The organism is Streptomyces sp. NPDC088553, assembly GCF_044752965.1.
Taxonomy (GTDB): Bacteria; Actinomycetota; Actinomycetes; order Streptomycetales; family Streptomycetaceae; genus Streptomyces.
In genome coordinates, this window is sequence record NZ_JBIVMG010000003.1 from 320532 (window position 1) to 346285 (window position 25754).

General features: G+C 72.5%; 12 protein-coding genes. 6 read left to right on the forward strand and 6 right to left on the reverse strand.

Translation table 11 applies throughout. From position 1 onward, the window contains the following. Nucleotide 1: 1 nt before the first annotated feature. Nucleotides 2–1195 (reverse strand): SLC13 family permease, encoded by a 1194-nt coding sequence (locus ACIP8Z_RS10880; RefSeq protein ID WP_402082347.1) that lies wholly within the window; start codon nucleotides 1193–1195, stop codon nucleotides 2–4. 400 nt (nucleotides 1196–1595) lie between these two features. Between ACIP8Z_RS10880 and ACIP8Z_RS10885 the strand changes: the two genes are divergently transcribed. Continuing rightward, on the forward strand, nucleotides 1596–3764 hold the full coding sequence (locus ACIP8Z_RS10885; RefSeq protein WP_402081447.1) for a glycoside hydrolase family 9 protein: 2169 nt from the start codon (nucleotides 1596–1598) through the stop codon (nucleotides 3762–3764). Between the two features lie 267 nt (nucleotides 3765–4031). Here ACIP8Z_RS10885 and ACIP8Z_RS10890 read toward each other — a convergent pair whose 3' ends face one another. Continuing rightward, nucleotides 4032–10328: an RHS repeat-associated core domain-containing protein gene (locus ACIP8Z_RS10890; protein ID WP_402081449.1), complete on the reverse strand. Its 6297-nt coding sequence runs from the start codon at nucleotides 10326–10328 to the stop codon at nucleotides 4032–4034. Nucleotides 10329–10515: 187 nt separating this feature from the next. Between ACIP8Z_RS10890 and ACIP8Z_RS10895 the strand changes: the two genes are divergently transcribed. Beyond that, nucleotides 10516–16320 carry a discoidin domain-containing protein gene (locus ACIP8Z_RS10895; RefSeq protein WP_402081452.1) on the forward strand — a complete coding sequence of 1935 codons (5805 nt, stop codon included), beginning with the start codon at nucleotides 10516–10518 and terminating at the stop codon, nucleotides 16318–16320. 140 nt (nucleotides 16321–16460) lie between these two features. Here the strand turns inward: ACIP8Z_RS10895 and ACIP8Z_RS10900 are convergent, their stop codons facing one another. Further along, nucleotides 16461–17204 carry a DJ-1/PfpI family protein gene (locus ACIP8Z_RS10900; RefSeq protein WP_402081454.1) on the reverse strand — a complete coding sequence of 248 codons (744 nt, stop codon included), beginning with the start codon at nucleotides 17202–17204 and terminating at the stop codon, nucleotides 16461–16463. 140 nt (nucleotides 17205–17344) lie between these two features. On the opposite strand from ACIP8Z_RS10900, the gene ACIP8Z_RS10905 reads away from it, so the two are divergent. The 3 genes from ACIP8Z_RS10905 to ACIP8Z_RS10915 are packed head-to-tail and all read left to right on the forward strand — an operon-like array spanning nucleotide 17345 to nucleotide 19613. Then, nucleotides 17345–17980 carry a metal ABC transporter ATP-binding protein gene (locus ACIP8Z_RS10905; protein ID WP_402081457.1) on the forward strand — a complete coding sequence of 212 codons (636 nt, stop codon included), beginning with the start codon at nucleotides 17345–17347 and terminating at the stop codon, nucleotides 17978–17980. Further along, nucleotides 17977–18855, forward strand: coding sequence for a metal ABC transporter permease (locus tag ACIP8Z_RS10910; protein ID WP_402081459.1), 879 nt, complete (start codon nucleotides 17977–17979; stop codon nucleotides 18853–18855). The genes ACIP8Z_RS10905 and ACIP8Z_RS10910 overlap by 4 nt, the downstream gene beginning before the upstream one ends. Further along, nucleotides 18804–19613 (forward strand): metal ABC transporter solute-binding protein, Zn/Mn family, encoded by an 810-nt coding sequence (locus ACIP8Z_RS10915; RefSeq protein ID WP_402081461.1) that lies wholly within the window; start codon nucleotides 18804–18806, stop codon nucleotides 19611–19613. Before ACIP8Z_RS10910 ends, ACIP8Z_RS10915 begins: the two co-directional genes overlap by 52 nt. Before the next feature lie 188 nt (nucleotides 19614–19801). Here the strand turns inward: ACIP8Z_RS10915 and ACIP8Z_RS10920 are convergent, their stop codons facing one another. Next, a complete protein-coding gene (locus ACIP8Z_RS10920) occupies nucleotides 19802–21460 on the reverse strand; it encodes a class I adenylate-forming enzyme family protein (RefSeq protein WP_402081463.1) in 1659 nt (552 codons plus the stop codon). Next, on the reverse strand, nucleotides 21457–23250 hold the full coding sequence (locus tag ACIP8Z_RS10925; protein ID WP_402081465.1) for a CoA transferase: 1794 nt from the start codon (nucleotides 23248–23250) through the stop codon (nucleotides 21457–21459). Before ACIP8Z_RS10925 ends, ACIP8Z_RS10920 begins: the two co-directional genes overlap by 4 nt. 144 nt (nucleotides 23251–23394) lie before the next feature. On the opposite strand from ACIP8Z_RS10925, the gene ACIP8Z_RS10930 reads away from it, so the two are divergent. Then, entirely contained in the window at nucleotides 23395–24576 is a 1182-nt protein-coding gene (locus ACIP8Z_RS10930) for an acyl-CoA dehydrogenase family protein (RefSeq protein WP_402081467.1), read from the forward strand. Here the strand turns inward: ACIP8Z_RS10930 and ACIP8Z_RS10935 are convergent. Further along, nucleotides 24563–25681: a sugar ABC transporter permease gene (locus ACIP8Z_RS10935; RefSeq protein ID WP_402081469.1), complete on the reverse strand. Its 1119-nt coding sequence runs from the start codon at nucleotides 25679–25681 to the stop codon at nucleotides 24563–24565. The genes ACIP8Z_RS10930 and ACIP8Z_RS10935 overlap by 14 nt on opposite strands. Nucleotides 25682–25754: the final 73 nt, after the last annotated feature.

The window sequence follows — 25754 nt, forward strand, 5'->3', positions numbered from 1 at the left end:
ATCAGCCTCCTCCGATGACGGTCAGCGAGAGCCACAGTGCCAGGACGGCGGCGAGGAGGCTCGCGGGGACCGCGTACACGCCGAGCCGGGTGAACTCCTTCAGCTCCACCTCACCGTCGTGGGCGTGGACGATACGCCGCCACAGCAGGGTGGCCAGCGAGCCGGCGTAGGTGAGGTTGGGGCCGATGTTGACCCCGAGCAGGACGGCCAGGACGGCACCGGGTCCCGCTGGGGCGGTCAGCGGCAGCAGCACGAGTACCGCGGGCAGGTTGTTGATGACGTTCGCGAGGACGGCGGCCAGCCCGGCGAGAGCGAGGAGTTCCGGGAGGCCGGTGCCGTCGGGGATCAGGTGCCCCAGGGCTTCGTCGAGACCGTTGTCCACCACCGCCAGAACCACGATCCCGAGAGCGAGGACGAAGGCGAGGAAGGGCACGGAGGCAGCCCGGACCAGGGCCCGGGGACCGGTGCGGTGGCGGATGAGGGCACGGAGGGCGAGCGCGAGTGCCCCTGCCAGGGCGGCCCACGCCGGGTCGACGCCGGCCATCGAGGTCAGCACGAAGCCCGCGAGCGTGCATCCCACGGTCACCAGGGCGAACAGCGGCAGTGGCGGCGGTTCGTCGGCGGCGGGCGCCCGCGCCCCGGCGTCCAGGTCGGTGGCGAAGAAACGCCGGAGGACCAGGTACTCGACGCCGATCGCCACCGCCCACGGCAGGGCCATCAGCGCGGCGAACCGGGTGAAGCTGAGCCCGCTGGCGGCGAAGGCGAGCAGATTGGTGAGGTTGGAGACGGGCAGCAACAGGGAGGCCGTGTTGGACAGGTGGGTGCAGGCGTAGACGTGTGGCTTCGGCCGGGCGCCGATCCGGGCCGCGGTGGCGAACACCACGGGCGTGAGCAGCACCACCGTGGCATCAAGGCTGAGCACCGCCGTGATCGCCGACGCGGCCAGGAACACCTGGGTGAGGAGCCGGCGTGGCCGACCCGCCGCCGTACGCGCCATCCAGGCTCCACATGCCTGGAACAACCCCTCGTCGTCACAGAGCTGGGCCAGCACCAGTACCGCCGCCAGGAACCCGATCACCGGCGCGAGCCGTTCCGCCTCCGCCAGTGCGTCGCCGTAGGAGACGGCTCCGGTCGCGATCACCACGACTGCGGCCGGGACGGCCACGACCGCCTCCGGCCACCCGAAGGGGCGCATGACCGCACAGGCCAGCACGAGAACGAGCAGGGCCACGGAGAGCGTCTCCGCCAACTGGGGGGCCAGTGTCCGTTCCTTCCCTCGCGACAGGTGGGTCACCTGCACCAGCGCGCCGAACGCTACCCCGGTGGATCACGCGCGTCGCGCTTCGACGGGCAGCCGACTTCGTGGTGCCCGCGTCGGGACCGTTGACGACGACTCCGGGCGTCGCTAATGTCCGCCGCAGATCTCTTTGGGAGCGCTCCCATCACTGTGCCCCACCAGTAGAGCCGACGAAGGAGAAGTGCGCCGCAGGCGGGAGTCGATACCCGCTCATCCGAGATGACCCCCGGCTCTCCGCCGGCCAGCGACGCCACCGGCGCTTCTTCCCGCTGACCCCCACATCCCGTAGGAGCCGCCCATGCCCCCCGCCACGGCCTCGTTACCGCGCCGCCCCGCACGCCTCTCCGCCACGCTCCTGACGGGTGCGCTCCTCGTCGGGGGTTTCGTGCCGGCCGAGGCTGCTGCGGGCGCATCCGCCGCGACGGCGGCGGCCACCACAGCCGTACGCGTCAACCAGGTCGGCTATCTGCCCGACGGGCCGAAGCGCGCCACCGTCGTCACCACGGCCGCGCAGGCACTCGGCTGGCAGGTGCGGGACGCGTCCGGGGCGGTGGTCGCCTCCGGTTCGACCGTCCCTCGCGGGGCGGACGCCCCCTCCGGACAGTCCGTCCATGTGGCGGACTTCTCCTCGCACCGGACGGCGGGCACCGGATACGTCCTGACCGTGGACGGCACCAGCAGCGCTCCCTTCGACATCCGCGTGGACCTCTACGACGCACTGCGCTCCGACACCATGGCGTTCTTCCACCACCAGCGCAGCGGCATCGCGATCGACGCCTCCCTCGTGGGTTCCGCCTACGCGCGCCCGGCCGGACACCTCGGCGTCGCACCCAACAAGGGCGACGTCTCCGTCCCGTGTCAGGCCGGCGTGTGCGACTACACCCAGGATGTCAGGGGCGGCTGGTACGACGCCGGCGACCACGGCAAGTACGTGGTCAACGGCGGCATCTCGACCTGGCTGCTCGTCAACTCCTTCGAGCGGGCCGAGCGAGCGGGCGAGGAAGCAGCGCTGGGCGACTCCACCCTGCGCGTCCCCGAGCGCGGCAACGGCATACCCGACGTCCTCGACGAGGCGCGGTGGGAACTCGACTTCCTGATGCGGATGCAGGTGCCCGACGGCAAGCCGCACGCGGGCATGGCGTTCCACAAGATCCATGACGCCGCCTGGACCGGCATGCCGACGCGCCCCGAACAGGATTCCCAGCCACGCGAGCTGCACCGCCCGTCCACGGCGGCCACCCTCAACCTCGCGGCAGCCGCCGCGCAGTGCGCCCGGGTCTTCCGGCCGTACGACTCCGCCTACGCCGACCGCTGCCTGTCGGCCGCACGCCGGGCGTGGAGCGCCGCGCAGACCAGCCCGGCGATGTACGCACCGGATTCCGACAGCACCGGCGGCGGGGCCTACGGGGACACGCGGGTCACCGACGAGTTCTACTGGGCCGCGGCCGAGCTGTACGCGGCGACCGGCGAGAGCGCCTACCGGGACGCGGTCACCTCCTCGTCCTGGCACACCTCCGCAGACGCCTTCAGCCCGTACGGTTTCGGCTGGGCGGACACCGCCGCACTCGGCCGGCTCGTCCTGGCCACCGTCCCGAACGGGCTGCCCGCCGCCGACACGGCCCGGATCCGCACCTCGGTGACCGCCGCGGCCGACGCCTACCTGTCCAGGATGGCCACCCAGGGGTACGCCGTACCCGTCCCCGCCGACGGCTACTTCTGGGGATCGAACGGTGCGGTCGCCAACGATGCCATCGTCATGGCCGTCGCCGGGGAGCTGACGGGCGACGCGCGCTACCGCGCCGGTGCCCTGGAGACCATGGACTACCTGCTGGGCCGCAACGCCTTGGGCGTGTCCTACGTCACCGGCCACGGCGAGTCGTCTTCGCAGAACCAGCACCACCGCTTCTGGGCACACCAGCTGGACGCCTCGCTGCCCCACCCGCCGGCCGGTTCGCTCGCGGGCGGCCCCAACAGCGCGCTCCAGGACCCCGTGGCCCAGGAGACGCTGCGCGGCTGCGCCCCCGCCGCCTGCTACGTCGACCACATCGACTCGTACTCGACCAACGAGGTGGCGGTCAACTGGAACGCGCCGCTGGCCTGGCTCGCCGCCTACGCCGCCGAGCGGACCTCCGCCGGCGGCGAACCGCCCACCGCCTCCTGCACGGTGACGTACGCGGTGAGCAACGTCTGGGCCACCGGCTTCACCGCGAACATCACCGTCAAGAACACCGGTCCGACGGCGGTGGACGGATGGCAGCTGGCCTGGACCTACCCGGCCGGCCAGCGCGTCACGAGCTCGTGGAACGCCGCCGTCACCCAGAGCGGCACCGCCGTCAGCGCCCGCCACACGGACTGGAACCGGACGATCGCCCCGGGGGCGACCGTGAGCTTCGGAGTCCAGGGAACCCATACCGGCTCGACTCCCTCTCCCACGGCCTTCACGCTCGACGCCGGCGCCTGCGCCTGACCCGACCGGCCGGGCCCGGACGGGCACCTCCGTCGGGCCCGGCCGACGCCCCGACACCGCCCACCCGTACCGCACGCCCACCAGCGGCGGGGCCGGCATCGGGAGCGGTCTCGACACGCTGGCGAAGTCTCCCTACGCTGCCGACGACTTCGCACGGGTGCGCTGGACCTCCTGCCCGTAAAGAACGTCGCTTCCCTCCGGCGTACGACACCGGCCCGGCGCCCCTCCGGGAGAGGGGTGCCGGGCCGGTGGTTCATCGGGTGGGTGTCAGCAGCCGCTGACGCATTCGCCGTTCACCCACGAGCGGTTGACCTTGAACTTCGGATCCGCGGGGATGGAGTCCAGCCCGGTCGGGCTGGCCATGCTGTCATGGGCGATCACCCGTGGCTCGACGCCCTTGCGGTACTGGAACACTTCCATGTCCGGATAGGGGTCGCCCTTCCGTGTGATCTTCACGTCCGTCTTCGTCGCCTCGACCGTGAGGTTGGCGTCCACCGCGAAGAGCCTCATGAGGCTGTTGACGGCGTGGATGCCCACGTCGAGCTTCTCCGGGGACACGCTCGCTCCCTTGTTGTGCAGATTGACGACGTTGTGGCCCTCGACGACCGTGTCACCGCTGAATCCGTCGACGTCGATCGGGCGGGCCGGGATCTTTCGGCCGGGGATGGTCGTCGTCTCCCACTTCCACGGCGCCTTGCTCCCCGGGTCCGCGGCCACCTTCTTGGCCTCGTTCCTCGCCGGTGTCTCCGACGCCGTGACGGTGAACAGACACTGGCCCGTGGCGGTGTCCCACAGAAGCGTCATCCGGAACGGCGCGTTCGGGTCGGAGGTCGATTTGCGGTTGTCGCCGACGAGCATGCCGAGGGCGGCCTTCTCCGTGTGGATGTAGAAGCGGACCATGATGATGCCGCGGTCCTCTCCCGGGCCGACCTCGAACGGCGCCCATCGGGAGCCTTCCGGGTGGTCGTTGAAGAGCTCCACGACCTCTTCCCACTCGTCCTCCGCGGACTCCTCCTCCTTGAGGCGGTCCCCGGCGCACTCCGACCGGTTCTGCCGGCAGTAGTCCCTCAGGTCGGGGTCGTACAGGCCCGTCGGATCGCTGGAGGCGAGCGGGTTGTTGTGGGCGTACGCGTAGCCGTTGATCTGCTGTGTGTCGCTGAGGTCCATCACCGGGTCGGCGGAGATGAAGCGGCCGATCGCCGGGTCGTACTCACGTGCCCCGAGGTGGGTCAGTCCGGTGGACACGTCGCGCGTGCCGCCGATGAAGCCCCGGTCCCCGGTCCACCCGGCGGGCTGGGCACCCCGGGCGGCCCCGAAGGGCATCGTCCGCCGCGTGGTGACGGCGTTCGTCGCGGAGTCCACCTGGATCGTGCCCGTGCCGTGGTGGTCGGTGAGGGTGAAGGACAGCTTGCCCTGGCTGCGCACCGCGACCGTGCCGCCGTTGTGGGCGTAGTAGCGCGTGCCCACCAGCGTGTTGTCCGGCTTCATCAGCACCTCGGTGCCGCCGGGCAGGGTGAGCGTGGCCCCGGAGGCGTCCTTGCGGATCAGCCGCTGTCCCTCGCTGTCGTAGACGTACGAGGTGGTCCTGGTGCCTTCGGTGACCTTGGCCAGGTGTCCTTCCTTGTCCCAGGCCAGCACCTGGGTGCCCGACGGCAGTTGCCTGCGGACGGTGTGGCCGGCGTTGTCGTAGGCGTAGGTCTCCGTCTTCCCGTGGTCCGGGCCGCCGGAGATGGAGACGGACGGCAGCCGACTTCCGGTGACGGGCGTGCCGTAGGTGCGGGTGACGTCGGCGGCCGGACCGCCCGGTGCCTTGTGCTGCACCTCGGTCCTGCGGTTGCCGATGGCGTCGTAGGTGTACGAGGTCCAGTACGCGTCCGGGCCCCCGACGGTGGTGCCCGACGGGGCGGCGGCGCAGCCGTCGTTCGCCGTCCACGCCTCGGTGATGCGGCGCAGGCCGTCGATGCCGAAGCACTGGGTGTCCGTGGTCAGCTGGGCGCCCTGGCCCGAGGCGGTGACGACCTTGGTCAGGTTCCCGGCCGGGTCGTACCCGTACCGGGTGTCGTCCAGGCGCTGCGGAGCGGTCTCGCGGTCGGTGACCGTGCGGGTCGGCCGGCCGGTGTGCTCGTCGTACTCGCTGACCTGCCGGACCTTCCTGCCGACCTCGCCCAGCTCGGTGCTGATGGTCCGCCCGTAGTGGTCGAAGGTGGTGGCACCCGCCAGCATGGCGCCGCCGACCGTGGTGGCGACGGGCAGACCGTCGCCGTCGTAGCGGATCGCGACCCGCTCCTTGGGGAGGCCGCCGACCGCGGGCTCCTCGGAGTACTCCGGCTTGCCCGTGTTGGCGTTGAAGCCGGCGGTCCACTTGTAGACGCCGGCCAGGGCGCCCTCCACGGCCGGGATGGTGAGCTGTGAGGCCGTGGCCTGGTAGCGGTTGTTGTACCAGGTGACCTCGGAGACGTAGGCGTGGCCGTCGACGTAGTGCTTGGCCGCGGTCTGCTTGCCCTTGGCCACGGTGTCGAAGACGTACTCGGTGGTCAGGACGCCGTTGACCTTGACCGCGGTCTTGCGTCCCAGGGCGTCGTAGTCGGTGTGGTGGACGGTGCCCAGGGAGTTCCTCGTGTCGGTCTCCCGGTCCCCGATGTCGTACGTGATCAGGGTGGTGCCGGTGTCCGGGTCGTCGACGGAGGTCTTGCGGCCGCGTACGTCGTAGCCGTACGTCCAGTTCCGCCCGGCCGCGTCGGTGACCTTCGCCAGGCGGCCGAGCCGGTCGTAGGCGTAGTGGGTGGACTCGTAGGCCGTGCGTGCGGTGTTCGTGTACTCCCGGGTCTCGACGGTCCGGCCGAGGTCGTCGGTGAGGGTGGTCCTGGCGGTGCCGCCCGCCGGCGGGACGATCGTGGTCCGGTCGCCCTCGTCGATCGTGGTGATCCGGCTCTGCTCGTCACCGAACTTCTTGCTGACGACGGCGGTGACGCGGCCGGCGCCGTCGAAGACGGTCTCGGTGGCGGCCGGGTACCTCAGCTCCGCCCCCGTGACCAGGACGTCGGAGGGGTCGCCGGCGGCGTAGTACTTGCCGGAGTTCCTCCAGTTCTGGTTGAGGGTGTTGAACGACGATTCGCTGACCAGTCGGCCGCCGCCGGGCGACGGCTGCTGGATCTGCCGGCTGCGGAGCAGGCCGTCCATGAACTCGTACGTCGTGCGGTAGCCGCTGTTCTCCGTGAGGGTGCTGGTCGCCACGACGATCGGGCCGTCGGTGCGTACCAGGTAGGTGTAGGAGAGGTGCGGGCTGTCCGGGTACGTGGCGGCCGCGCGGCCCGGGAGCCAGACCTTGGTCACCCGTCCGAGAGCGTCGTACTGGGTGGTGGAGACCTTCTTGTTGAGGTCCTCCTGGACGATCGGGAGGGCGCGCAGCGGCTCGTAGGTGGTCGTGGCGACATGGTTGAGCGGGTTGGTCACCACCGTCTTCGTGGCGACCTCGCCCGTGGCCGGCGTGTAGTCGGTCCGGGTGCTCTTGCCGTAGGGGTCGGTGACGGTGGTCGGGCGGCCGTACACGTCGTACGTGGTGCTGCCCTTGGGCGAGTAGCCGTCGCCGTCGGGGTTGATCACCTCGGTGCGGGTGACGTTGCCCTGGGTGGGCGCGCTGCCGTAGGAGCCGCCGTCGTACACGTTGCGGTGGTCGGAGATGACGTCGGCCGGGCGGCTGACGGCGGAGTCGCAGGAGACGGCCACCGTCTCGACCTGGGCCTGGAGTGACAGCAGGTTCAGTCCGGTGTTGCGGGCGTACTGGGTGCGCGTGCACTTCTCGTCGCCGCTGCGGGACTCGTCGCCGGAGTCGGCGGAGGTGGTCTCCATGCCGACGGAGTCGAAGGTGCGGGTGGTGGAGGTCCTGCGTTCGCCGGTGGAGGTCTTGACCCGGGTGATCTCCTTCTCCACTCCCCCGAACCGGGCCTCCAGGTCGGGCAGCCCGTCCCGGTGCCGGGTCGCGGTCACGTCGGACCGCCACGGGACGCTGGACGTGGCCTTGACCCAGGCGCCGCCCTCCCCGTCGTACACGATGCTCTCGCGGGTCTGGCCGGCGAACTCGGGGCGGTCGGTGACGACGGCCCCGGTCGAGTCGGCGACCTCGGCGCCGTCGATCCCGCGGAAGTGGCGGGACTCGGTGAGGGAACGGCGGTCGAGGCCGTCGCCCTTGCGGACCTGGATCCGGCCGTAGCCGCGGAAGTCTCCGTACGTGCGGTCCTCGGGCTTGGTGAACTCGTCGTCGCCCTGGGCCCAGGCGGCGCCGCCGAGGTAGCTGTAGCGGGTGACGACGTCCGGGGTCTCGGCCAGGTTGTCGCCCTCGTCGACCTCCTCGACGAGGTACTTGTTGAACCAGTCCAGCTTCGCGGTCTCGCCCTCGAAGGCCCACTTCACCGGGTAGCAGGTGGTGGTGTTCGTCGCGTCGGCCGGCGGCAGGGCGGTGGCGGTGCAGCCGGGGGCGGAGTAGATGATGCCGATGCTGCCGCCGGTGTCGGTGTTGATCTGGTAGACGCGGTAGCGGATGAAGGGCGCGAGCCCGTCGCCGAGTTTGTCGACGCGGTTGGCGAGCTGCTGGCCGAGGAAGGTGACCTTGGGCAGGGTGATGCTGCCGTTCGTGTGACCGGTGCGCTGGATGGTGGACAGCCACAGGGGGCGTGCGGTGCCGTCGCCGGAGGGCGGGAACGTCTGCTCCAGGGCCCAGGTGTCGACGTCCTTGTACGTGCCGCCGGTCAGCACCTTGGAGGTGATGCCGGTCAGCCGCTTCTTCGACCAGAAGGTCGGGCTGTACTGGCCTTCGCACTGGGCGGCGCCGTCGGCGCAGTGCTGGTCGACGGGTACGTCGGGCCAGTTGTCGGCGTGGTCCTTGTCGAACAGCCCGCACTCGTCGGTGCAGCGGTCGGCGACGTCGAACTTCACCTGGGCCATGGCCGGGGCGGAGTACACGGAGTCCGCGCGCAGACCGTAGTCGATCCGGTCGAGCCAGCCGCCGCGGGTGTACGTGGTGGGGGTGCCCTTGTCCGCGCTGGCGACGGCTCCGCGGTCGTAGTTGTTGGTCTCGGCGTTCCAGTAGTACGCCTGCGCGTTGCCGCGCACGTCCACCACGTGGTCCAGCTGCCAGCGCCAGGCCTGCTTGCACCAGCCGGCGGAGAAGGAGCTGTTGTGGCAGGGCTCCCCGGCGTGGTTGCCGTAGACCGGCACGGTCCAGGCGGAGTTGGTCTCGGTCTTGCCGGCGGACCAGCCCGGGAGGCGGTTGAGCCCGAAGAAGTACTGGGTGCCGTCCGTCGTGGTGACCTTCCAGTACTCGCCGTCGTCGTCGCCGTTGGAGGCGCCGGTGAGCTTCTCGATCCGCTCGCCGTTGTCGGACTGGGCGTGCCAGCCCTTGCCCTGCTCGAAGACGAGTTCGGTGGTCCGGCCGCCGAGGCTCAGGGTGGCGTTGTCGGTGAACCAGCACTGGTCACCGGACTTCTCGGTGTTGGTGCCGCCTTCCATGTCGTCGTTGCAGGAGCGGTAGCGGCGTTCGATGAACCCGGGCTCCATCGACCAGCCGTCGCCTGCCCAGCCGGGCTGGTTGTTCGTGGCGGAGGTACGGCCGTCCACGCTCTGCGAGGAGTAGTTCAACGACAGCTTGGGCGCCAGACCGGAGGGCACGGCGGGGAAACCGAGGGGGTAGGTCCAGCTGAAGCCGCCCGAGGAGCTGCCCGCACTCCAGGAGCCGGAGGCCTGCAGGGATGTGGCCTTGTAGTCGCCGTTGGTACCGGAGCTGCCGGCCTCGGCGGCCAGCACGGTCGCCGCCGCGCCGGCGGCGAGTGAACGGGCGGAAGACGTCCCGTCCTTGGGGGCCACGGCCACCGGGGCCGTGGCGGTCAGGCTGCCGGCTCCGGTGTCGTTGACCGTGGGCAGGGGGGTGCGCACGCGGCAGCGGGGCACGGCGGGGGTGGTGAGCGCGCAGCCCGGCAGTTGGACCAGGCGCAGGCGGGAGGCCCAGTCGCCGCCGTAGGTGTCCCGGAGCGCCGAGTAGTCGACGCGGATCTTCGCCCGGCCCGGGGCGGTCGACGTACCGGCCATGCTGAACAACAGCCCCTGGACTCCGGAGCGTCGGGCGGCCTCGTGGTCGGCGACGGTCACCTTCACGCGCTGCGAGGGCTTCGCGGGTGCCGCGTGGGGCGCCCGGCCGGAGAGCGAGACCAGGGTGACCGGGAAGGACTCGGCGTCCTCTGCACCACTGGCCGTCAGCTCGGCGGAATACGGTTTCGACGGCAGCCGACTCGGGTTCGGATGGCGCGAGGCGGCCGCCTCGGCCAGGGCCAGTGCCGTCTGGTCCGGCCTGCTGAGAGCGGCGCTGTGGCCGCTCCTGGCCGGGGCGACGGGTATCGCCGAGGGCTGCTTGAGCTGTGGGGGCTGCCAGCCCGAGGTGGTCACGGCCGCGGCGCTCGCCGGGACGAGCCCGGTGAGCACCAGCGTGGAGGCGAGAGCGTGCCGTACGGCCCAGCTCAGTGGCTTGCGTACCCGGGGAGAGCCCCCCGCGGAACGACTTGTGAACCTACTCACTTCAACTCCCAGGCTGAACCACATGGTTGGAGGCAGGTACGCTAACACCGCCGGATCAACCACAGTTGATTCCATTACAACTGGAATTGATGACCCCCACATGGGACAGCCTCACGTGAGCGATGGGCGCCCTCCGTGGTGGGGCGGTCGTGGTCCGCCGCAACATCAGCCCACAAAGGAGCAGTAGGTGTCTGCCTTGCGAGAAAGACCGTCCTTGCGGTTCCTCGGCCGCCGGGTCGCGGCCGCCGGACTGGCGACCGCCATGCTGGGCGCGGTCGCCGCCCTGCAGCCCCCGGTACCGCAGGCATCGCGCCTGCTCCCCGTCGCCGACGCCGCCCCCACCGGGGCCGAACCCACCGAGGCGGAGACGGCCTCGGCCCAGGCGAAGGCGACCGGGAAGCGCGCCGAGCTGCTCTCCCGCCGGACCGAGAACTCGGACACCTGGGCCAACCCCAACGGCTCGTTCTCGGTGGACCGTTACGGATCGGCGGTCCGGGTTCTGGTGGGCCAGGACTGGGTGCCCACCGACCCCACCCTGACCTTCGCCGCGGACGGCCGGGTCGTTCCCACGGCCACCACGGTGGCCATGTCCTTCTCCGGCGGCGCCGGCCCGATGGCCCAGGTCGCCGAGGACGGCCGGCGGATGGACCTGAGCTGGCCCAAGCCGCTGCCCAGGCCGACCCTGGACGGCAACGTCGCGACGTACGCGAACATCCTCCCGGACGTGGACCTTCAACTGAAGGCGGACGTCGACGGGTTCTCCCAGCTGCTGGTCGTCAAGACCCCCTCGGCGGCCGCGCACCCGGACCTGGCCACCCTCAAGCTCGGCATCGGCACGGTGGGGCTCTCCGTCACCGCCGATGCCACCGGCAACCTCTACGCCCGCAACCCCGCCGGCCAGGCCGCCTTCGTCAGCCCCGCGCCGATGATGTGGGACTCCACCGAGATCGCCGCGCCGGGGTCCGGTACGGCGCGGGCCGCGGCCGCTGACGGCGACGACCCCTTCGAGCCGGGCCCCGGTGCCAGGGACGCGCTCATGACCACCCGGGTCGTGGGGCAGTCCTTGGAGATCACCCCCGACCGCGGCCTGCTGACCGACCCCGAGACGGTCTACCCCGTCTTCATCGACCCGTCCTGGGCCGAGGGCAAGCGGCAGAACTGGACCCGCGTCTCGGCGGTGTACAAGGACAACACGTACTGGAACGCGAACGACGTCGCCCGAGTCGGCTACGAGAACAAGACGAACGGGCTGTCCCGCTCCTTCTTCCAGCTGGACACCTCCAACATCAAGGGCAAGGACGTGAAGGCGTCCACCTTCCGGATCAAGAACACCTGGTCCTGGTCCTGCCAGGCCCGTGTCGTCCAGCTCTGGGACACCACGGGCGGCATCCACGCGGGCACCAACTGGTACAACCAGCCGACCCAGAGGACGCTGCTGGACTGGAAGAACGAATCCAAGGGCTGGAAGGGCAGCTCCGACTGCCCCGAGGGCAACCTGGAGTTCGACGTCACCCACAAGGTCCGCCAGGTGGCGGCGGCCGGTGACAACTCGATCACCCTGGGCATGTACGCCGCCGACGAGGGCGACACCTTCGCCTGGAAGAAGTTCGACCCCAAGACGGCCGTCCTGTCCACCGAGTACAACACCGCCCCGGACGTCCCGACGGAACTGGGCACCAACCCGAGCAACCCGCTGATCGGGAACACCCACATCAGCGTCCACGCGCTCATCAACGACGCCGACGCCGGAAACCTCCAGGCCAACTTCCAGGTGTGGCAGCCCGGTCAGGCCCCCGTGGTCGACGAGCACATCTCCGCCCAGCGCGGCCGCATCGCCACCCTCGCCCTGCCCGACGCGAAGATCCCCACCGGCTCCTACCAGTGGCGGGTCCGCGCGAAGGACCAGGACGGCGCGTACTCCGGCTGGAGCGCGGTCAAGTCCTTCGAGGTGGACCGCGAACGGCCCAGCAAGCCGCCGACGGTGGCCTCTCCCGAGTACCCCGACGGCGACGCGGGCTGGCCCGCCGTCACGGGCAAGGCGCGTGTCACCGCCGGCAAGTTCACCTTCGGCGCGGCCGGCATCGGCGACGTCGTCGCGTACCGCTACCGCACCAGCTGGGACCCGCAGGAGCGCGGTGTCAACGTGAGCAGCGCACCGGGCAGTTCGGCCACCGTCACCATCACCCCGCCCGCCGTCGGCCCCGGCTACGTCTACGCGTACAGCCTGGACCGGGTCGGCAACCGCTCGGACGAGCGCGCGTACCTGCTGTACGCCAACGGCACCGGCGCCAAGGACCGCCCCGGCGACCTCAACGGCGACGGCAACGCCGACGCCTGGTCGCTCGACCCCTCCGGCACCCTGCGCAGCTACCTCGGCCAGGGCAACGGCAGGTTCGGCACGGCCGCCTACGGCGGCGCGGCCCTCCAGGGCGGCCTGATCAGCCACCGCGGCGACTGGAACAACGACGGCATCGAGGACCTCCTGGTCCGCCGGTACGACGACGTGGACAAGCGGCAGAAGCTGTACGTCTACCCCAACACGGGCTACGGCATCGTGCGCCCCGAGGACGCCTACGAGCTCACCGTGGCCTGCCCGCGCCACGCCGCCGAGGCAGGCGACTGCCAGGGCCCCGGCACGGACTTCTGGCACGACGCCGACACCCAGATCCTGGCCGTCGACGATCTCACCGGCGGTCCGCGCTCCCTCAACGGCACCCACGCCCTCGCCGACCTGCTGGTCCGCGAGGGGGACAAGCTGTGGCTCTACTACGGCTCCGAGAGCCGGTACCTGGACGAGCAGAGCGACCCCATCCAGATCGGCGGCAACAGCTGGCGCGGTCACACCCTGATCGCTCCCGGCGACACCACCGGCGACGGCATCGCCGACCTGTGGGTGCGCCGGGACGACACGGGTGACGTCTACCAGTACGTCGGCAAGAAGACGCCCGACGGGCGCTTCGACCTCGGCTCCTGGGGCGAGTCCGCCCAGCCCGTGAAGATCCTCACCGGGGTCGGCGCCTCCACCTACCCCGAGCTGTCCTCCAGCACCGACCTGACCGGCGACGGCCGCCCCGACCTCTGGGGCCGCGCACAGGGCAACTCCCTGACGGTCTGGCCCGGCAAGGGTTCCAGCCAGGGCGGCTACACGTTCGACACCCCGCTGACCGCCGGCTCCGCCCACACCGGTCCCAACCTCGCCAAGGGCGTCCAGGTGACCGCCACCACCAGCTACGAGGCCGATGGCTGGAGCAGGAGCGCCCTGGTGGACGGCCGGCGCGACTCCCAGCCCGGCTCGAACGGCTGGAGCACCACCACCGCCAGCCCCAACAGCGACCGCACCGAATCGGTGACCGTGGACCTCGGCGTACGCCAGGCCCTGAACTCGGTCGACCTGTACCCGCGCAACGACGGCGCCGACACCGGCAAGGGCTTCCCCGTCGACTTCACCATCGAGGTCTCCGAGGACGGCGCCACCTGGGACAGCGTGATCGAGCGCACCGGCTACCCCAAGCCGGGCAACGCCGCCCAGTCCTTCTCCTTCGAGACCGCCAACGCCCGTTACGTCAAGGTCACCGGCACCAAGCTGTCGACCGACCCGCACGGCGACTACCACCTGCAGTTCGCCGAACTGGAGGTCCACGGTCCCCAGAAGCTCGCGACGGGTGCCTTCAACTTCGCCAAGAACATGACCGTCACGGCCAGCAGCAGCTACGAAGGGCCCGGATGGACCCTGAACGGCCTGGTGGACGGCAGCACCAAGAGCGGCTGGAGCAGCGCCGACAACACGGGCGCCAGCCACACCGAGTCCGTCACCGTCGACCTGCGGGCACCGCGCTCGGTCAACTGGATCAACCTGCGTCCGCGCGGTGACGGCGCCAACACCGGAGCCGGCTTCCCCGTCGACTTCACCGTCGAGGTCTCCCCGGACAACGCCACCTGGACCAAGGTGGTGCAGCGGACCGGCTACCCGCGCCCCGACGCCGCCGCGCAGGAATTCCCCTTCGACACCCAGCAGATCCGCTACATCAAGGTCACCGGAACCAAGCTCTCCAAGGACACGCTCGGCGACCACCACATGCAGTTCGCCGAGCTGGAGGCGTTCAGCGACCAGGCCTACGATCCGCGGGTCCCGGACCTCGCCGTGGGCACGGCCGTGACCGCGAGCAGCAGTGTCGCGAGCGGACCCGCCGGCGCCCTCGTCGACGCGAACCCCTCCACGTGGTGGAGCAGCAACGCGTCTCTGGACAACCACACCGAATCCGTGACGGTCGACCTCGGCGCGAGCCAGTCGCTCAACTGGGTCAACCTGCGCCCGCGCAACGACGGTGCCGGCACCGGCTTGGGCTTCCCCGTCGACTTCACCGTCCAGCTGTCGGGCGACGGCACCACCTGGGGGACCCCGGTCGTCAACCAGACCGGTTACCCCCGGCCCGGTGACGCCGGCCAGTCCTTCTGGTTCCAGGCGCAAAATGCCCGCTACATCAAGGTGACCGGCACCAAGCTGTCCCAGGACCACCTCGGCCGCTACCAGATGCAGCTGGCCGCGCTGGAGGCGAGCGGCGGCCGCTACCTCCTCTCCTCCGCCGTCAACCTCGCCAAGGGCGCCCCGGTCACGTCGACGAGCAGCTACGAGGCCGACGGCTTCAGCCGCTCCCACATCGTGGACGGCCGGCGCGGCTCCACCGCCGCTTCGCAGGGCTTCAGCAGCAACGACACCACCGGCGCGAACCACACCGAGTCCGTGACCGTGGACCTGGGCACCCGCCAGTCGGTGAACTGGGTCAGCCTCTACCCGCGCACCGGCACACCGGAGTCCACGGGCTACAGCTTCCCGGTCGACTTCACCATCGAGGTCTCCGAGAACAACACCACCTGGACCAAGGTCGCCCAGCGCACCGGCTACCCCCGGCCCGGGAACGCCGTCCAGGCCTTCCCGTTCAACCATCGCAACGCGCGGTACGTCAGGGTCAACGCGACCAAGCTGGCGGTTCCCGGCGACTACCGGCTCCAGCTGTCCGAGATCGAGGTGTACGGCCAGAAGGCCTTCAACTCGGCTCAGCCCAACCTGGCCCTGGGCACCGCGGTCACGGCCAGCAGCAGCTACGTGGACGCGACCTGGAGCCCGGGCGGCCTGGTCGACAACAGCACCGCCACCGGCTGGAGCAGCTCCAGCGACATCGGCGCGAACCACACCGAGCACGTGACGGCCGACCTCGGCACCCTCCAGAGCCTCAACTGGATCACGCTGCGGCCGCGCACGGACGGGGCCGACGCCGGCAACGGCTTCCCCGTCGACTTCTTCGTCGAGGTCTCCCAGGACGGTACGACCTGGTCCAAGGTGGCCCAGCGCACCGGCTACCCCAAGCCCGACGGCTCACCGCAGCACTTCCTCTTCGAGCCGCGGCCGGGCAGGTTCGTCCGGATCACCGGGACGAAGCTGAGCACGGACAGCGGCGGCGAATACCACATGCAGTTCAGCGGGCTGGGGGCGTACAGCGGCAAGTCGCTGCCCCGGGAGAGCCGTAACGTGGCGAAGGGCGCGGCGGTGACCGCGAGCAGCAGCTACGCCGGCCCCGGCTGGTCGGCCGCCGCGCTCACCGACGGCAACCCCTCCGCACTGCCCGGCCTGCAGGGCTGGAGCAGCGACAACACGCCCACGGCCAACCACCAGGAGTGGGCCAAGGTCGATCTCGGCGCGTCCCTGCCGGTGGGCTGGATCAACCTCTACCCCCGCAACGACGGCGCCGCCGACACCGGCAGCGGCTTCCCGGTCGACTTCTTCGTCGAGGTCTCCCAGGACGGTACGACCTGGACCAGGGTGGCCCAGCGCACCGGCTACCCCAAGCCCGCCAACGCCGTCCAGCAGTTCCCGTTCCCGACCCAGAACGCCCGGTACATACGGGTGACCGGCACCAGCCTCTCCAAGGACTCCGCCGGCCACTACCGGATGCAGTTCGCCGAACTGGAGGCGCACGACCCGTCGGTGTCCTAGCCGACGGTCGCAGGACCGAGTGACACAGCGCGGGGCCGCCGGTATGACCGGCGGCCCCGCCGCGTCGTGGGCTCGGCACGCTTCACAGATCCTCCGGAGCGACTCCGCCGGCCGGGCCGTCCCGATCCCAGGCGGAAGGGTCACGGTGTCCACACGGTGCCCCGGGCCTCGTACTCCAGCATGGTCTCCACGCCGGTCGCCGTGTCGGCGCCGAGTTCGCGGCGGGTGAGCCAGAGGGCGAGTTCGAGGCCCGAGGTGATGCCGCCCGCCGTCACGAGGGCGCCGTCGTCGACGACCCGCGCGTTCTTCACCAGGCCGCCCTGCCGGGCGAGATCGGCCTTCGCCTTGTGGTGCGTGGTGCAGGGGCGGCCGCGGGTGAGCCCGGCGGCGGAGAGCAGCATGACCCCGGTGCACAGGGCCGCGACGGTGAGGCCGGGGCGGGAGGAGGCCGCCGCGAGGGCGCGGGGCAGGATGCCCCGGTCGATCTCGGCCCACACCCCGGGGCTGTCACGGCGGGCGTAGCCGCCGCCGGGGACGACGAGGACGTCCGCCTCGTCGGGCGCCCAGCGGTGCGGGCCCCTGACCTCCGTGCCGTAGGCGGCGATGACCGACCGGGCTCCGGTCGCCGACACGTAGCGGACCTCGACCGGGCGTGGGGTGAAGAACCCGGCCGCCGAGAAGACCTCGTACGGGGCGGCGAAGTCCAGCTCCTCGACGCCGTCGAACATCACCACGTGGACCCGCAGCGGCCCGCTCGGTCCGGTCGCTCCGGTCGCTCCGGCGGTGGACGCCTGGGCGGTCGTCGGGGCCGCGAGCGCGCCCGCGGCCCCGCCGGCCGTGGCGCCGACGGCCGTGGTCGCGCGGAGCAACTGCCTGCGATTCATGGGGACTCCTGCTTCGGAAGGGACGTCGGGGAGGAGGTCGGGCCGCGGTCCCCCGCGGTTCCCGCGGCGGTCCGGGAACTCGGCGGCCCCGCCGTACGACTCCTCCACCGCACCGGCACGGAAGCGGCGAGAGGCAGGGGATGGGCGGACTGGACATACGCATGCGCGGGGTCGCCTGCCGGCACGGCCGCGCCGAGGCCGTGGTGGGCGTGGACCTGGAGATCGCCGCCGGCGAGCGGGTCGCCCTGACGGGGACGAACGGGTCCGGGAAGACCACGCTGCTGCGGGCGGTCCTCGGGATGCACCGGCGGACGAGCGGCTCCATCGAGGTCGGCGGGCGCGTCGCGCGCTCGGCCGCCGACTGGGCCTGGCGGCGCCGGTCGTGCGCCTGGATCCCACAGAAGCCCGCCGCCGGCCGGTTCCCGCTGCGGGGCGACGAGCTGCTCGCGAGCAGCGGGGCGCCCGGCGAGGCGCTGCTCGCGGCCGGACGGCTCGGGGTCGGGGCACTGGCCTCGCGTCCCGTGGGCACCTTGTCCGGCGGGCAGTTGCAGCGCATGTACCTGGCGCGGGCGATCGGCTGTGTCGCGGCGGGCGCCCAGGTGCTGCTCGCCGACGAGCCGACCGCCGCCCTCGACTTCGAGGGGCAGGAGGAGGCGGCCGACGTGCTGGCCGCGCTGCCGGTCACGCTCGTGGTCGTGACCCACGACCGGGCGCTGGCGGACCGCTGCGACCGGGTCCTGGAGATGGCCGCGGGGCGGCTGCGGGAGGTGCGGTGAGCGCGCTCGCGGCGGCCGATCTCGGCGCCATGCTCCAGCTCGTACCGGTCCAGCGGGCGGGGGTGGCGCTGCTCCTCGCGGCCGTCGGCCTGCCGGTGATCGGCGTCGTCATCGTGGGCCTCGACATCATGCCGGTGCGGTTCGCGATGATGCACGTGGCGCTGCTCGGCATCGCCGTCGGGCTGCTGACCGGGATCGATCCGATGGTGTGCGCCCTGGTGGCGTGCGCATTGTCGGGGGCGGGTGTCGCGCCGCTGGCCCGGACGCCGGCGGGGCTCTCGGGGGCGATGGGTCTGCTGATGAGCCTCGCCATCGCCGCCGCGCTGCTCGTCCTGGCCGTCTCCGGCGTCAACGCGTCGGGGGCCTTCGCCCTGCTGTGGGGGTCGATCCTCTCGGTCGGCACGGCGGACCTCGTGGTCCTCGGCGCGCTCGCCGTGGTCGTCCCCGGACTGTTCTGGTGGCGGCGCCGCGAGGTGGCGCTGCTGCTGTACGACCGTGAGCTCGCCCAGTGCTCGGGGGTGCCGGTCGGCTTCCTCACCACGGCTCTTCTCGTCCTGGTCGCGGTCGCGGTCGCCGGCGCGATCAAGCTGACCGGGGCGCTCCTGGTCGACGCGCTGACCCTGCTGCCCGCGCTCGCGGCCCGCCGACTGGGCCGCTCGCTGGGGTCGATCACGCTGTGGGCGGTCGGCATCGGCGTCGCGGTCAACGTCACGGGCTTCCTGCTGGCCCTGTGGCTGGACTGGCCTCCGGGCCCGGTCCTCGTCCTGACGGCGGGGGTTGTCGTCCTCGCCGCGCATCTCATCCCCGAACGGAGAAACAGCCCATGGCGCGCACCCGCGTCCGTACCGCCCGTCTCGCTTCCCTCGTCGCACTGAGCGCGGCGCTGCCGCTGCTCGCGGGGTGCGGGGAGGACAAGCCGGCCTCCGGCACCGGCACCGAGGGGGCGGGGGACAAGCCGGTGGTCGTCGTGACGACCACCTGGGAGGGCGCCTTCGCCAAGGCCGCCGGCGCCGAGGACGTCACGGTGATCGTGCCGCGGTCCGTGCACCACGCGCCGGACTACGACCCGAAGCCGTCCGACCTGGCGGCCGTCGCGAAGGCGGACTTCGTGCTGTACGCGCCGTTCGAGCCGTACGCGGCGAAGATCAAGGAGGCGGCCGGCTCGAAGGCGAGGCTCGTCGAGGTGAACCTGGACAACGACCCGGCCGAGGCCGGAGCCGAAGTCGAGCGTCTCGGCGGCCTGTTCGGCACGAAGGACACCGCCTCGCGGTGGAAGGCCCGTCTCGACGAAGAGGTCACGAAGCTGAACGGCGAACTCAAGGCCGCCTGGCCGGACGGCAAGAGCCCGACGGTCGTCGCCCAGGTGTTCACCGCCTGGGCGGCCGGTCTCGCGGGTGCCACACCGGTGGGCACGTACGGCCCCGAGCCGGTCACCCCCGCGCAGCTGGCCTCCCTCTCGGCGAAGAAGCCCGCCTTCGTGCTCGACAACGCGCACATGTCGACCGGCACCGTGCTGCCGGACTCGGGCGCGAAGCAGGTCACGGTCGCGAACTACCCGGGCGAGGACCTGGATCTGCTGGCGGTGTACCGCGACGCGGCGGCCGAGCTGAAGAAGGCCATGAGCGGTTCCTGACCGCGCGGACCGCACGGCGGGGCGTAGAGCGAAGGGGGAGGGCCGTGGTGCGGCCCTCCCCCTTCGGTTCGTCCGGCGGATCAGGGCCGGGGGCCGCGCCCGATCCGCCGGACACGCCGTGCCGTCACGCGCGATCGGCGGGGCGAGCCCGCGTCGTCACGCTCGACCGGCCGGGCAGGCCCGTGCCGTCACGCCTGGACGAGAACGGCCTTCCGGTCCTCCTCGATCCGGGTCCGCAGCGCGGCGCGGTCGGGCTTTCCGGCGGCGGTGAGCGGCAGTTCGGGCAGGACGAGAAGGTGCTCGGGGTGCTTGTGCCGGTCGAGTCCGCGCTCGGCCAGATACGCCACCAGCTCGGCGAGGGACGGGGCCGTCGGGCCCTTGGCTACCAGGCAGGCGGCGAGCCGCTCGCCCATGAGCGGGTCGGGCACGCCGACGCAGACCGCGTCCCGGACCCTCGGGTGGGAGACGAGTTCGCGCTCGACCTCGGCGGGGCTGATGTTGGTGCCGCCGCGTATCACCACGTCCTTGAGGCGGCCGGCGACGTGCAGGACGCCGTCGGCGTCGAGGAACCCGAGGTCGCCGGTCCTGACCCAGCCCTCGGGAGTGCGGTAGCGGGCGTCGAGCTCGGGCGAACCCACGTAACAGAGCGGGGTCATGGGGCCGCGGGAGACGATCTCGCCGATCCGCCCGTCGGGCAGCGGCTCGTGGGTGTCGGGGTCGGTGATGCGGATCTCGGCGACCCGGGGGTCGGGCCGGCCGACGACGACACCGGAGCGGTCGGTGGGCGGCACGGTGTGCTGGAGCCCGGTGTGGCAGTTGACGCCGTCGGCCGATCCGTACAGGTTGACGACGGGACAGCCGAAGGCGTCGGCCGCGGCCTCGGCGGTCGCCTCGTCGAGAGGCGCGCCGCCGAGGACGAGCGCGGTCGGGGCGGGCAGCGGTTCGTCCGTCCGCTCCAGGGCCTCCAGCATCATGCGGATCATGGTGGGCACGCCGAGGATGTGGGTGGGCCGGTGGTCGCGTACGGCGGCGAGGGCGGCCTCGGGGGTGAAGTGGTCGAGCAGGACGAGCGTGCCGCCGTGCCGGGCGAGGGCGACGGCCGTGCCGTTGGAGCCGAAGGCCGAGGCCAGGGGAACCAGGAAGAGGCAGCGGGGCGGGGTGTCGTCGGGCATGAGGGAGGCGAGGAAGTTCCCTCGGCCCCCGGCCAGGGCGTTGTGGGAGTACGCCACCATCTTCGGCTCGGCCTCGGAGCCGGACGAGACGAGGATGCGGGCGGCGCTGTCGGGATCGGGGCGGGACGGGACGAATCGGGCGGGGTCCGTACGCAGCAACTGGGACAGCGGAATCGTTCCGTCGGGTGCGGGGCCACGGCCGGCGGCGATGACGTGCCGCAGGGCCGGCAGCGCCGGTGCGAGGGTCAGGAGGTCGGCGGCGTGGGTCTGCCCCCGGTGTTCCACGGCGGCGATGACCGCGACGGCCTCCGCGCGGCGCAGCAGGCATTCGGCCTCCACCGCGCCGCGCCCGACCGGGAAGGGCAGGGCGATCGCGCCCAGAGCGGCGAGCGCCAGGTCCGCGATGACGGCGTTGCGGTGGTTGGGCAGCTGGACGCCCACGACGTCCCCGGCGCCGACGCCGAGCCCCCGAAGGCCCTCGGCGAGGGATCGGACCTTACGGTCGAGGGCCGTGTAACAGAGCGTGCCCTTGGCGTCGATCACGGCGGTGCGGTGCAGATCGGCGATCTGTCTGGCCCGGTAGAGGCTGTAGACGTCGAGGTCGGGGCAGATGCCGTCCACCGCCCAGGAACGGCGGAGGTCGGCGGGGAGCAGGTCGGTCAGGGTGACGGTCACGCGAGGCTCCAGGGGTCGGGAACGGCGGGGGCTCCGTGCGCGTCCCGGCCGATCGGGCCGGACAGGCGCGGGTCGTGGTGAAGGGCGGACAGGTCGGTGGTGACGGCCGTGGCGGTCAGCCCGTGGCCGCGCAGCTGGTCCAGGGCGTCCTCGGTGCACATGCCCGTGACGTCGTACGCCGCGGCGGCCGCCGCGCTGGTGTCGCTCGGCGCGATCCAGCCGTCGGAGGTCCGGAGCGGGTGCCGGAACCCGGCGGGGCGGCGGGGTTCCGCGCCGGCGGCGGCCCGGCGCAGGGCGGGGGCGAGGAGGGTGTCGGCCGCGCCGAGCAGTGAGGATTCGGCCCGTACGCCGTGGCCCGTACGCTCGCGCAGGAGCAGGGCCGCGAGGACGGCCTCGGTGCCGTGCAGGCCGCCCAGGACGTCGAGGAGCGTCATGAGGGAGGGCACGGGCGGTTCGCCGGCCGGGTGGGCGGCCTCCCCCACGCCGGTCCGGGCCTGCACCATGAAGTCGGTGCCCATGGGGGCGTCGTCGATGCGGTCGGCCCAGCCGCCGGTGTAGGCGTACACGAGGGACGGGTTGACGGTGCTGAGGTGCTCGGCGTCGAGATCGAGCTCCGCCGCCTTGCCCGGGGCCCAGTTGTGCAGGAACACATCGGCCTCGGCGACGAGTTCACGCAGTCGTGTCCGGTCCCCGGGCGCCTTGATGTCGATCTCGACGGCCTCCTTGCCCCGGTTGAGCGCGAGCCAGCGGGCGGAGATCCCGGCGCAGGCCGGCGGCATGCCGCGGAGCGGGTCACCGCCCGGGGGCTCGATCCGGATCACGCGGGCGCCGAGCAGGCCGAGGAGGTGGGCGGCGAGCGGTGCCTGGATGCGGCGGCCCGCCTCCAGGACGGTCAGTCCGGCCAGCGGCCGGTCCCCCGTGGCGGCGGTGGCAGCCGTGGTCGTCGGGCGGCCCGGGCCGAGCGCGCTCAGGGACCAGGGGTCGGCGCCGTCGTCCTCGGCGGCGCGCTCGACGAGCGTGCGCAGCCGGCACACCTCGGCCTCGGACCGCGCGGCGGCCTGCCGGATCCGTGCCCACGGGTGCCGTCGGGTCACCTCGTGCAGGTCGACGGGAAAGGGCGCGCAGGCGGTGGCGTACCGGAACTGGAAGGGCCGCCAGCCCGCCCGTATCGCGTCGGCGGGAGCCTCCAGGGAGCGCCAGAACGCCGCCCAGGCCCCGGGGTCGAGCGTCTCCAGTTCGAACAGGACGCCGTCGGCGGAGGTGAACGGCGGCCCCCCTGGTGCGTGTTCGACGGCTTCCGGTTCCTCGGCACCGGCTGCCGCGAGGTACTGGGAGAGGGTGAGCAGCCCGGCCCTGTCGGCCGTGGTCGTCCGCACGCGGGCCGGCGGGCCGCCCCGGGCCTGGCCGACGAGCCCCGCGAGCAGGCCCTGGACGGCGAGCACACCGGTGGCGGTGGCCAGGTATTCGACGGCGAGGCCGCGCGGGGCCCCGTGTCGGCGGCCGTGGACGGCCATCACGCCGGTGACGGCCTGGGCGGTGGCCTCGTCCTCGATCCCGGAGCCGGGGGCTCCCCATGCGGTACGGGCGAGGACGGGCGCGAACTCCCCGCCGCCCAGGGCGATGTCCCCCGGACCGCCGTCCCGCACCGTCGCCCCGAGTCGTCGCAGATGGTCGGAGACGACCCTGGTCAGGGGCTCGGGGCCGCCGATGTCGCACCGCAGTGCGTCGAGCGGACGGGCTGTGTCGAGCGGGCGGCGGACCGCGGTGTGCGCGGTCGGCGATGACGCCATGCCTCTCCTCTCCTGGTACGGCGGCGATGGCCGTCGCACGGGGACTGTCACGGTCACGGGAACTCGCGGGCCGGTGGGCCCGACCAACTCCACGGGCAGGCAGTCGGACGCGTGTTCTGCCGAGTTCCCGAGACGGAGGAAACAGTGACGGATCATGACGTACCGGATGTCGATCTGCTGCGGAAGCGGGTCTCCGCGTTCGTCCGTGACCGCGTGTTTCCCGTGGAGCGGGTGCTCGACGCCGGCGGACCGCCCGCCGGGGACCTGCGCGAGCGGCTGCGCGAGGAGGCCCGGAGGGCCGGCCTGTGGGCGCTTCCCCTCCCGGCCGAACTGGGCGGCGGAGGACTGCCCTTGGGCGCGTACGCGTCGATCGCCGAGGCGGAGGGTGCCAGCGACCACGGCCCCGTGGCGCTCGGGTCGGCCTCGCTCCTCGACGTGACCATGCTGGCCCGGCGCGGTTCGGCCCGGGTGCGCTCGGCGTACCTCCCGGGACTGGTCTCCGGCGGTCTCCGCACCTGTTACGCGATGACCGAGCCGGACACGCCGGGGACGGAGCCGGCGCTGACGTCGACCCGGGCGGAGCGGCTGCCGGGCGGCGGCTGGCGCGTGACCGGCCGGAAGTGGTTCGTGTCGAACGCGGGACACGCGGACCTGGTGACCGTGCTCGCCCGGACGAGCGGATCTGCGGGGGACCGCACCGGACTCTCGCTCCTCCTCGTGCCGACCGGCTCACCCGGCTTCCGGGTCGTGCGCGAGCTGCCGATCCTGGGCGCGACCGGGCAGTACGAGATCGACTTCGATGGTGTCGAGGTCGCCGAGGACCATCTCGTGGGCGACACCGGGCAGGCCTTGGCGATCGCGGGCGAACGTCTCCAACTGGGGCGTACTCTCCGGGCGTTGCGGTGGCTCGGCCAGGCCCAGCGGGCCTTCGACCTCCTCTGCGACCGCGCCACCGGACGTCGGGGCGCCCGGGGCCCGCTCGCGGACCGCCAGCTCGTCCAACAGCACGTCTTCGAAGCCTTGTTGGCACTGAGGACGACGCGCCCGCTCGTGTACGAGGCGATGGCGCTGGTCGCGGACGGACGCGACGCCCAGGTGGAGGTCGGCCTGGCGAAGACGGCGGCGGCCCGCACCCTCCAGGACGTCGCGGACCGGGCGGTCCAGGTGTTCGGCGCTGCCGGGCTGGGCCCCGACACGCCCCTGCCGGCGCTGTTCCGTACCGGGCGGACGGCCCGGATCCTCGACGGGCCGGACGAGCAGCACATCTCCGCCGTCGCCCGGCGCGTCCTGCGGGGCCGCCAGGGCTCCGCCGTCACACCCGCCTGAGGTCGGCCCGGCCGAGGAGCGCCGCGAGCCCGAGAGCCAGGAAGAAGTCGCCCCAGACGAGTTCGTGGCGGACGGCCGTGCCGCTGTGCGCGTCGTAGCAGCCGTCGAGGAGCATCCCCGCCGGACGGGTTCCGCCCGGCCGGGTGAGGTGGTCGTGCGCGAGCCGGTGCAGCACAGCCTCCGCCCGGGCCGCGCACGCGGTCGACCACGCGGTCGACCACGCGGTTCCGGGGACGAGCGCGAGCTTCAGGAGGGCGACCGCGGTGATGGCGGCGGCGGAGGTGTCGAGCGGGCCGTCGGCGTGACGGGCGTCCGCCGGCGGGACCGGGGGTCCGACGAGCATCGAGCAGTCGGCGAGGAGGAGTTCGGCCGCTTGGGTGAGCCGGTCCACGCGCCAGGAGGCGGCTTCCGCGCGTGGCAGGGCGTCCGCGAGGAGCAGGGCGTCCGCGACGGCCAGGAGGAGCCATGCCTCACCGCGGGTCCAGCCGGGTGCGGGGTCGGCTTCGGCCAGCCAGCCGCGCGTCCGGTCCAGGCGCCACGCCGGGGCGGGCCGCCCCGTGCCGTCGTGGGGCAGGCACAGGTCCAGATGCCGGTGGAGGTGCCCGGCCGCCGCCTCCCGCCCCTCGGGTCCAGCCGAGGCAAGCAGGGGTACGAGACCGGGGACGCCGTCCGCACGGGCCCGTAGCCGCTCGCCGCCGAGGGCCGAACCCCAGGGGACGAGGCCGAGTTCCGGGTCGAAGGCGCCGACGGCGGCCTTCGCCGCCCGCTCCCGAAGGGCTGGCGCCGCCGTGTCCTCGGTGGCCGGGGCCGTGCCGTACCAGAGGATGAGGCCGCGGGTCGCGGTGTCCGCCTCGGCCCAGGGGGCGAGCCGGCCGGTGACGGCGGCGGCCGCCGTACGGTCCTCGTCCCTCCCGGCGCGGCCCGCCCGGAGCCACAGCAGACCCGCCCAGAAACCGCCCGCCCATGATCCGCGTCCTGTGGTCGTCCACCGGCCGTCGGCCGGATCGGCGTACAGGGGAAAACGGTCGCCCACCTGCTCCGAGGTCTCCCCCACCCGCCCCAGGAGAAGGCCGAGGGCCTCCTCGGCCCAGTCCGTGACGGTCACCACGGACCCTCGGCGCGGGTACGGCGGTCCGTGACGGTCATCGCGGACCGTCCACGCGGACACGGGGGTCCCG